We start from the raw sequence: 7,414 nt of genomic DNA on the forward strand, positions 1-7,414 counted from the left end.
GTTACCCCCGATGAGCTGCCGGATCCCGCCGAGCTGGCCGCGCTGCTGGGCTACCCGGCCGGCGGCGGCGTCGTGGCGGTGTGAGCTGCGCCGTCCAGGCACTGGGCGGCCCGCCAGCGTGGTTACATAGGAGTCGTGCGGGTCTCGTGCGCTGAGGTTGAGCCGATGACGGAGCGCCGTGAGCAACGGTAGGGCGCGCAAACTCAGCGGCCTGGACGAAACGCTGACCGCCCAGCCCGGCCATCAGTTGGTCGGCGTTCTGCGGATCCCCGAGGACCACGCCAGCCCGACCCGGGTCATCACGCGCCGGGTGGCCATCGCGTTGCTGGTGTTGTTTGCCGCCACCGTCGTCGTCTACCTGGATCGAAGCGGTTACCGCGACGTGCGCGGCGGGCGCCTGACGTTCCTGGACTGCCTCTACTTCGCGGCGGTGTCCCTGTCGACCACCGGCTACGGCGACATCACTGCCTACTCCGAAACCGCGCGCCTAGTCAACACGGTGGTCTTTACCCCGCTGCGGATCGCGTTCTTGGCGGTGCTGGTCGGCACGACGCTCGAGGTCCTCTCGGAGCGGTCCCGGCAGGCGTGGAAGATTCAGCGTTGGAGGAGCAAAGTGCGCAACCACACCATCGTGATCGGCTACGGCACCAAGGGCAAAACGGCGGTGGGCGCCATCCTCGGTGACGAGGCCTCTCAGGGCGAGGTCGTCGTCGTCGACACCGATCGGTCCGCCCTCGAACACGCCGCAACGGCCGGATTGGTGACCGTGCGCGGCGACGCCACCAGATCCGATGTGCTGCGGCTGGCCGGGGCGCAGCACGCGGCGTCGATCATCGTCGCGACCAGCCGCGACGACACGGCCGTGCTGGTCACGCTGACGGCCCGGGAGATCGCGCCCAAAGCCAAGATCGTGGCGTCGATCCGGGAGGCCGAGAACCAGCACCTGTTGCAGCAATCGGGCGCCGACTCGGTGGTGGTCTCCTCAGAGACCGCCGGCCGGCTGCTCGGCCTCGCCACCACCACGCCCAGCGTCGTGGAGATGATCGAGGACCTGCTGACCCCCGACGCCGGCCTGGCCATCGCCGAACGCGAGGTCGAGCAGGCCGAAATCGGTGGATCCCCAAGGCATCTGCGCGACATCGTGCTCGGTGTCGTGCGCGGCGGCCACCTGCTGCGCATCGGCGCCCCCGAGGTGGATGCGATCGAGGCCAACGATCGGCTGCTCTACATCCGGCACGCGGGACACTAGGCGTGGACTTCCAGCTGCAGAGCGTTCCGCTGCTGTCGCGCGTCGGCGCCGACCGGGCCGACCAACTGCGCACCGACGTCGACGCGGCGACGGCGGGCTGGGCGGACGCGGCGCTGCTGCGGGTGGATTCGCGCAACCAGGTGTTGGTCGCCGACGGCCGGGTGGTGCTCGGCGCCGCGGCCGCGCTGGCCGACAAACCCCCGCCGGATGCGGTATTCCTGGGCCGCATCGAGGGCGGCCGCCATGTCTGGGCGGTCCGCGGCGCGCTGCAGGCGCCCGAGGACCCCGACGCGCAGACCGAAGTGCTGAACCTGCGCAGCCTCGGCCCGATCTTCGACGACACCAGCAGCCAACTGGTGTCGTCGGCCATCGCGCTGCTGAATTGGCATGACAGCGCGCGATTCAGCGCGGTGGACGGCTCGCCGACCCGGCCCGCAAGAGGGGGCTGGGCGCGGGTTAACCCGGTCACCGGCCGCGAGGAGTTCCCGCGCATCGACCCGGCGGTGATCTGTCTCGTCCATGACGGCGGTGATCGCGCGGTGCTGGCCCGTCAGGCGGTGTGGCCGGAGCGGATGTTCTCCCTGCTGGCCGGATTCGTCGAGGCCGGCGAGTCTTTCGAAGTGTGCGTCGCCCGGGAGATTCGGGAGGAGATCGGCCTGACCGTGCGCGACGTGCGCTATCTGGGCAGTCAGCCGTGGCCGTTCCCGCGCTCGCTGATGGTCGGCTTCCATGCCGTGGGCGACCCGAGCGAGGACTTCGCGTTCAACGACGGTGAGATCGCCGAGGCGCACTGGTTCACCCGCGACGAGGTTCGCGCGGCCCTTGCGGCCGGCGATTGGAGCAGCGCGTCGAAGTTCACGGAGTCGAAACTCCTGCTACCCGGCTCGATTTCAATCGCGCGCGTGATCATCGAATCCTGGGCCGGGATCGACTGAGCTCCTTAGCCCCCGACTTCGGCCAGCTTCGCCTTGACCTGGGCCGCGCTCGGGTTGGTCAGCGTGGACCCATCGGCGAACTGCACCGTCGGGACGGTCCTGTTGCCGCCGTTGACCGAGCCGACGAACTCCGCCGCCGCCGGGTCCAGCTCGATGTCGACCTCGTCGTAGGAGATTCCGTCGGACTTCAGCACCATCTTCAGCCGGTGGCAAAAGCCACACCAGGACGTCGTGTATACGGTGAGCGGCTCGTCGGACATAGCCGGTCTAACGTAGCGCGGCGACGATGAATTCCGGAGCGACGCAATTCACGCGTGGCGATGTACCCGGTTTGTCGGCCATCGCTGCCAAGATGGACGCCATGCCGATGGTCGCTGATCCATTGACCGCCGAGCTGGACGACGAGCAGCGCGAAGCGGTGCTGGCTCCCCGCGGGCCGGTCTGTGTGCTTGCGGGCGCCGGAACGGGCAAGACCCGCACCATCACGCACCGGATCGCCCAGCTCGTCGCGAGTGGTCATGTCGCCGCCGGCCAGGTCCTGGCGGTCACCTTCACCCAGCGAGCGGCGGGGGAGATGCGCTCCCGGTTGCGCGCGCTCGCCAATTCCGGCCACGCGGGTTCCGGGGTCGGCACCGTGCAGGCTCTGACCTTCCACGCCGCCGCGCACCGCCAGCTGCGGTACTTCTGGCCGCGCGTCGTCGGCGACACCGGGTGGCAGCTGCTCGACAGCAAGTTCGCGATCGTCGCCAGGGCGGCCAGCCGTTGCCGGATGAACGTCGGCACCGACGACGTACGCGACCTGGCCGGGGAGATCGAGTGGGCCAAGGCGTCGCTGATCGGCCCCGAGGATTACGCGCCCGCGGTGGCCGACGCCGGCCGCGACGTCCCGATGGACGCCAAGCAGATCGCGGCGGTGTACACCGCGTACGAGGCGCTGAAGGTTCGCGACGAATCCGTGACACTGCTGGACTTTGATGACCTGTTGCTGCACACGGCCGCCGCCATCGAGAACGACGCCGCCGTGGCCGACGAGTTCCGCGGCCGCTACCGCTGCTTTGTCGTCGACGAGTACCAGGACGTCACCCCGCTGCAGCAGCGCGTGCTCGCGGCCTGGCTGGGCGGTCGCGACGACCTGACCGTCGTCGGCGACGCCAACCAGACCATCTACTCGTTCACCGGGGCCACGCCGCGCTTCCTGCTCGACTTCTCGCGGCGATACCCGGACGCCACGGTGGTGCGCCTGGAACGCGATTACCGGTCCACCCCGCAGGTGGTGTCGCTGGCCAATCAGGTGATCGCCGCGGCCCGTGGCCGCGTCGCCGGCAGCAAGCTGCAGCTGTCCGGCCAGCGCGCGCCCGGGCCGGCACCGTCGTTTCACGAGCACCCCGACGAAACCGCCGAGGCCGCCGCCGTCGCGGCGTCGATAGCGCGGCTGATCGAATCCGGCACGGCGCCATCCGAGATCGCGGTGCTCTACCGGGTCAACGCGCAGTCCGAGGCCTACGAGGAGGCCCTGACCGAGGCCGGCGTCACCTACCAGATTCGTGGCGGCGAGGGATTTTTCAACCGCCAGGAGATCAAGCAGGCGCTGCTGGCGCTGCAGCGCGCGGCCGACCGGGGCGGCAGCGCGGCGGCAGAAGGCCCTCTGCCCGACGTCGTCCGCGCGGTCCTGGAGCCGCTGGGGTTGACGGCCGAGGAACCGACCGGCACCCGGGCCCGGGATCGCTGGGAGGCGCTGGCCGGGCTGGCCGAGCTGGTCGACGACGAAGTGGCGCAGCGCCCGCAGCTGGACCTTCCGGGGCTGCTGGCCGAGCTGCGGATGCGCGCCGACTCGCGCCACCCGCCGGTGGTCCAGGGCGTCACGCTGGCCTCGCTGCACGCCGCCAAGGGACTCGAGTGGGACGCGGTGTTTCTGGTCGGGTTGGCCGACGGCACGCTACCCATCTCGCACGCGCTGGCGCACGGCGCCGAAAGCGAGGCCGTCGAGGAGGAGCGCCGACTGCTCTACGTCGGAATCACCAGGGCACGAGTGCATTTGGCGCTCAGCTGGGCGTTGGCCCGCAGCCCCGGCGGACGGCAGAGCCGCAAGCCGTCGCGGTTCCTCAACGGCATCGCGCCACAGGCGCGCGCCGACACCGCGCCGGCCCGATCCCGGCGCAACCGGGCAACCGCGACGCGCTGCCGGATCTGCAACAACAACCTGACCACCCCGGCGGCCATCATGCTGCGGCGGTGCACAACATGCGCCGGCGACGTCAACGAGGACTTGTTGCTCAAGCTCAAGGCCTGGCGGCTGAACATCGCGACGGAACAGAAGATGCCCCCGTACATCGTCTTCAGCGACAACACCCTGATCGCGATCGCCGAGCTGCTGCCCGACGACGAGACGGCCCTGATCGCGATCCCGGGCATCGGCGCGCGAAAGCTCGAACAGTACGGTCCCGACGTGCTGGAGCTGGTCAAGCAAGCCCGCTGAACACAAAGGCCCAAGTCAGAAAATCGGTTGTGGGCAGCGGCCGCTACCATTTACTCTCGAAACCGCATACTGCTGTCAGGTGAGAGGAGGGTCGCCACGATGATCACCAACGCGTTCGGTGTGGGCGTGGCCGCCGCGGTGCTGGCTGAAGGCCGGTCCAAGGCTACCTCCCATGCCGCCGCGCCGGCGGCAGCGGTTAAGCACCGTGTCGCCGCCGCGACCGACGCGTCCGTGAATCGGGGTCATACCTAACTAGCCCGGTTTTGCCCAGATGGCCACGGACCCGAAGTCAGCAGGATCCGTGGCCACTGTCATTTGGGTAGACAGCCTCCCAACCTGGTCCGGATCACAACGAAGGACAGCCACCCGACCAGGAAGCAGGTGAGAGGACATGTCGGCACTGCCAGTCGGAAGACCGACGCTGCCGGAATTGCCTTGCCATGTCGACGATCCCGACCTGTGGTTCGCGGAGGCCCCGGCCGACCTCGAGCGCGCCAAGACGCTCTGCGCGGGCTGTCCGGTCCGGCGTCAGTGCCTTGCGGCGGCGCTGCAGCGGGCCGAGCCCTGGGGCGTGTGGGGCGGCGAGATCCTCGAGCGAGGGTCGATCGTGAGCCGCAAACGCCCGCGCGGGCGTCCCCGTAAAGAGGTCGTCGCCGCCTAGAAAAAACTAGGCCGCGAAAGTGCAACTGCCGACGCGTTTCTCGAGAGACGGCGTCGGTAGTTGCACCCTCGCGGAGCTAGACGACGGCGATGTCGGGCTCGGCGAAACCCGGGATCAGCTCCTCCGACAGCGCCTTGATCGGCACGTGCGCGTCCAGCTGGCAGAGGATCGCGGCGACCGAAGCGATGACGCGCATCGGCATCGCCAGCTTCGGCGGCAGATCCATTTGGCGGGCCGTCTTGATCTGCGACACCGACCGGTCGATCTGAACCACGGTCATCTTCTGCAGCCACTTGCGGGTGTAGTGGAAGACATCGACCTCGATGGGCTCGACGTACTGGCGCAGCATTTCGTCGATGTCGCGGACCGACACCTGCTGACCCTTCTGGATGAAGCCGACCTTCTCCATCGTCGGCAACAGCAGGTCATAGTTCTTATCGCGGACCAGCCGAATCGTCATCCCAAGCTCGACGGGATAGCCACCGGGCAAGGGTGCGACGGCCCCGAAGTCGATGACGCCCATCCGGCCGTCGGGCATCAGCATGAAATTGCCCGGGTGGGCGTCGCCGTGCAGCATCCCCAGCCGGCGCGGCGCGTCGAAGGTGAGCTCGAGCAGGCGGGTGCCGATCAGGTCGCGCTGCTCGCGGGTTCCGTTGCGGATGATCTCCGCCATATGGATCCCCTCGATCCACTCCTGAACCACAACCTTGGGCGCGCTGGCCACCACGTGCGGCACCAGGAAGTGCGAACTGTCCTGATACGCCTTGGCGAACCTGCGCTGGTTGTCGGCCTCCAACCGGTAGTCGAGTTCCATCTCGGTGCGCTGGACCAATTCTTCCACCACGCCCTGGACGTCCGCGCCCGGCGACAGCTGTTTGACCATCCCCACCATCCGCTGCATGGTCTTGAGGTCGGCCCGCAGCGCCTCGTCGGCGCCCGGGTACTGGATCTTGACCGCCACCTCGCGGCCATCGGACCACACCGCTTTGTGCACCTGGCCGATGCTGGCCGAGGCAATCGGGGTGTCGTCGAACGAACTGAACCGATCCCGCCACTTGGTGCCCAGCTGCGCGTCCAGCACCCGGTGCACCTTGGCGGCCGGCAGCGGCGGGGCGTCCTTCTGCAGCTTGGTCAGCGCCTCGCGGTAGGGCTCGCCGTACTCCTCGGGGATGGCGGCCTCCATCACCGACAGGGCCTGGCCGACCTTCATCGCCCCGCCCTTGAGCTCACCCAGCACGGTGAACAGCTGGTTGGCGGCTTTCTCCAGCATCTCCGCCTGGACGTCGTCTCTGGACTTGCCCGTCAACCGCTTGCCGAAGCCGAGGGCCGCCCGGCCGGCGAAGCCGACGGGAATGCTGGCCAGCTTCGCATTGCGGGCAGCGCGGCCGCGTTTGATGTCTGCCACGTGTCCATCATCCATGACGCTCAGCGCGCCGTGCCGTCGATGCGGGTCATAGGTTGTCCCTTGCACGTCGCAGACCTGAACCGCGCACCCCAACGGTGGTAGGAGACAACGCCATGGCAGCAAAGCAAACGCAGCACGACGCCGCCGACGCCCTGTATAGGGCGATCATCGAAACGCTGGACAAGAACAGGAAAGACGGACCCTGACCGCGCCGGTGCTGGAGGAGCTGGCCCGGGCGTACGCCTCGGTGTCGATGAGCGTTCCCGACCAGGGACGGCTGGGCTAGCACGAGCACAACGGATGCTTGGTCCACTGGCGCGCGACGATCGAGCCGGCGTTGAGGTCGAACTCCAGCGTCGCATTCAGCGCCGGGGGCGGCGCGGGATCGGGCACTGCCTCCTGTCCGCGCACCGCCGCGATTACCCGATTGACCTGGCTGAGCGCCAGGGCCGCGGTCGCCAGCAGGGTGGCCCGGTCGGCCACGCCGACGGTGTCGCGCAGCTGGGCGGCGATCGCCGGCCACGCGGCGTCGCGGTCGCTGCGGTGCAGGTCCGCACACCCCAAACAGGCGGTCACGCCGGGGATGACCAGCGGGCCCACCAGACCGGTGCCGTCGCGCACGCGAACCGGAAGATGCGGGACGCCCCGGCTGTGCAGGTCGCGCACCATGCGTGGGTCGGCGACCAGG

7 protein-coding genes and 1 pseudogene are annotated in these 7,414 nt (G+C 68.9%); 5 read left to right on the forward strand and 3 right to left on the reverse strand.

Going from position 1 to position 7,414, the window contains the following annotated elements; genetic code table 11:
• The first annotated feature begins 178 nt into the window (after positions 1-178).
• Together JWP83_RS06080 and nudC are read left to right on the forward strand one after the other, a co-directional pair.
• Positions 179-1,249 carry a TrkA family potassium uptake protein gene (locus JWP83_RS06080; protein ID WP_297727224.1) on the forward strand — a complete coding sequence of 357 codons (1,071 nt, stop codon included), beginning with the start codon at positions 179-181 and terminating at the stop codon, positions 1,247-1,249.
• A gap of 2 nt (positions 1,250-1,251) precedes the next feature.
• Entirely contained in the window at positions 1,252-2,184 is a 933-nt protein-coding gene (gene nudC, locus JWP83_RS06085; protein ID WP_297727227.1) for an NAD(+) diphosphatase, read from the forward strand.
• Between the two features lie 5 nt (positions 2,185-2,189).
• Here the strand turns inward: nudC and mrx1 are convergent, their stop codons facing one another.
• Entirely contained in the window at positions 2,190-2,444 is a 255-nt protein-coding gene (mrx1, locus tag JWP83_RS06090) for a mycoredoxin Mrx1 (RefSeq protein ID WP_297727230.1), read from the reverse strand.
• Positions 2,445-2,545: 101 nt separating this feature from the next.
• Between mrx1 and JWP83_RS06095 the strand changes: the two genes are divergently transcribed.
• The 3 genes and pseudogenes from JWP83_RS06095 (at position 2,546) to JWP83_RS06105 (ending at position 5,321) form a co-directional block, all read left to right on the forward strand.
• Positions 2,546-4,660 (forward strand): ATP-dependent DNA helicase UvrD2, encoded by a 2,115-nt coding sequence (locus tag JWP83_RS06095; protein ID WP_297727242.1) that lies wholly within the window; start codon positions 2,546-2,548, stop codon positions 4,658-4,660.
• A gap of 99 nt (positions 4,661-4,759) precedes the next feature.
• Positions 4,760-5,047: pseudogene (locus JWP83_RS06100) on the forward strand (hypothetical protein); the annotation flags it as partial.
• Positions 5,048-5,051: 4 nt separating this feature from the next.
• Complete coding sequence (locus tag JWP83_RS06105; protein ID WP_297727233.1) at positions 5,052-5,321, forward strand: WhiB family transcriptional regulator; 270 nt, start codon at positions 5,052-5,054, stop codon at positions 5,319-5,321.
• A 76-nt stretch (positions 5,322-5,397) separates the two neighbouring features.
• On the opposite strand, the gene JWP83_RS06110 is transcribed toward JWP83_RS06105, so the two are convergent.
• Complete coding sequence (locus tag JWP83_RS06110) at positions 5,398-6,741, reverse strand: AarF/ABC1/UbiB kinase family protein (RefSeq protein ID WP_297727236.1); 1,344 nt, start codon at positions 6,739-6,741, stop codon at positions 5,398-5,400.
• A gap of 267 nt (positions 6,742-7,008) precedes the next feature.
• Positions 7,009-7,414, reverse strand: a 406-nt coding sequence (locus JWP83_RS06115; protein WP_297727239.1) for a TOMM precursor leader peptide-binding protein, incomplete at its 5' end; no start/stop codon positions are given.

The organism is Mycobacterium sp. (assembly GCF_025965855.1).
Taxonomy (GTDB): Bacteria; Actinomycetota; Actinomycetes; order Mycobacteriales; family Mycobacteriaceae; genus Mycobacterium.

Coding starts and splice junctions, on each gene's coding strand:
- mrx1 (WP_297727230.1), bottom strand. CDS start 2,444: ATGTCCGACGAGCCGCTCACCGTATACACGACGTCCTGGTGTGGCTTT.
- JWP83_RS06095 (WP_297727242.1), top strand. CDS start 2,546: ATGCCGATGGTCGCTGATCCATTGACCGCCGAGCTGGACGACGAGCAG.
- JWP83_RS06105 (WP_297727233.1), top strand. CDS start 5,052: ATGTCGGCACTGCCAGTCGGAAGACCGACGCTGCCGGAATTGCCTTGC.
- JWP83_RS06110 (WP_297727236.1), bottom strand. CDS start 6,741: ATGGATGATGGACACGTGGCAGACATCAAACGCGGCCGCGCTGCCCGC.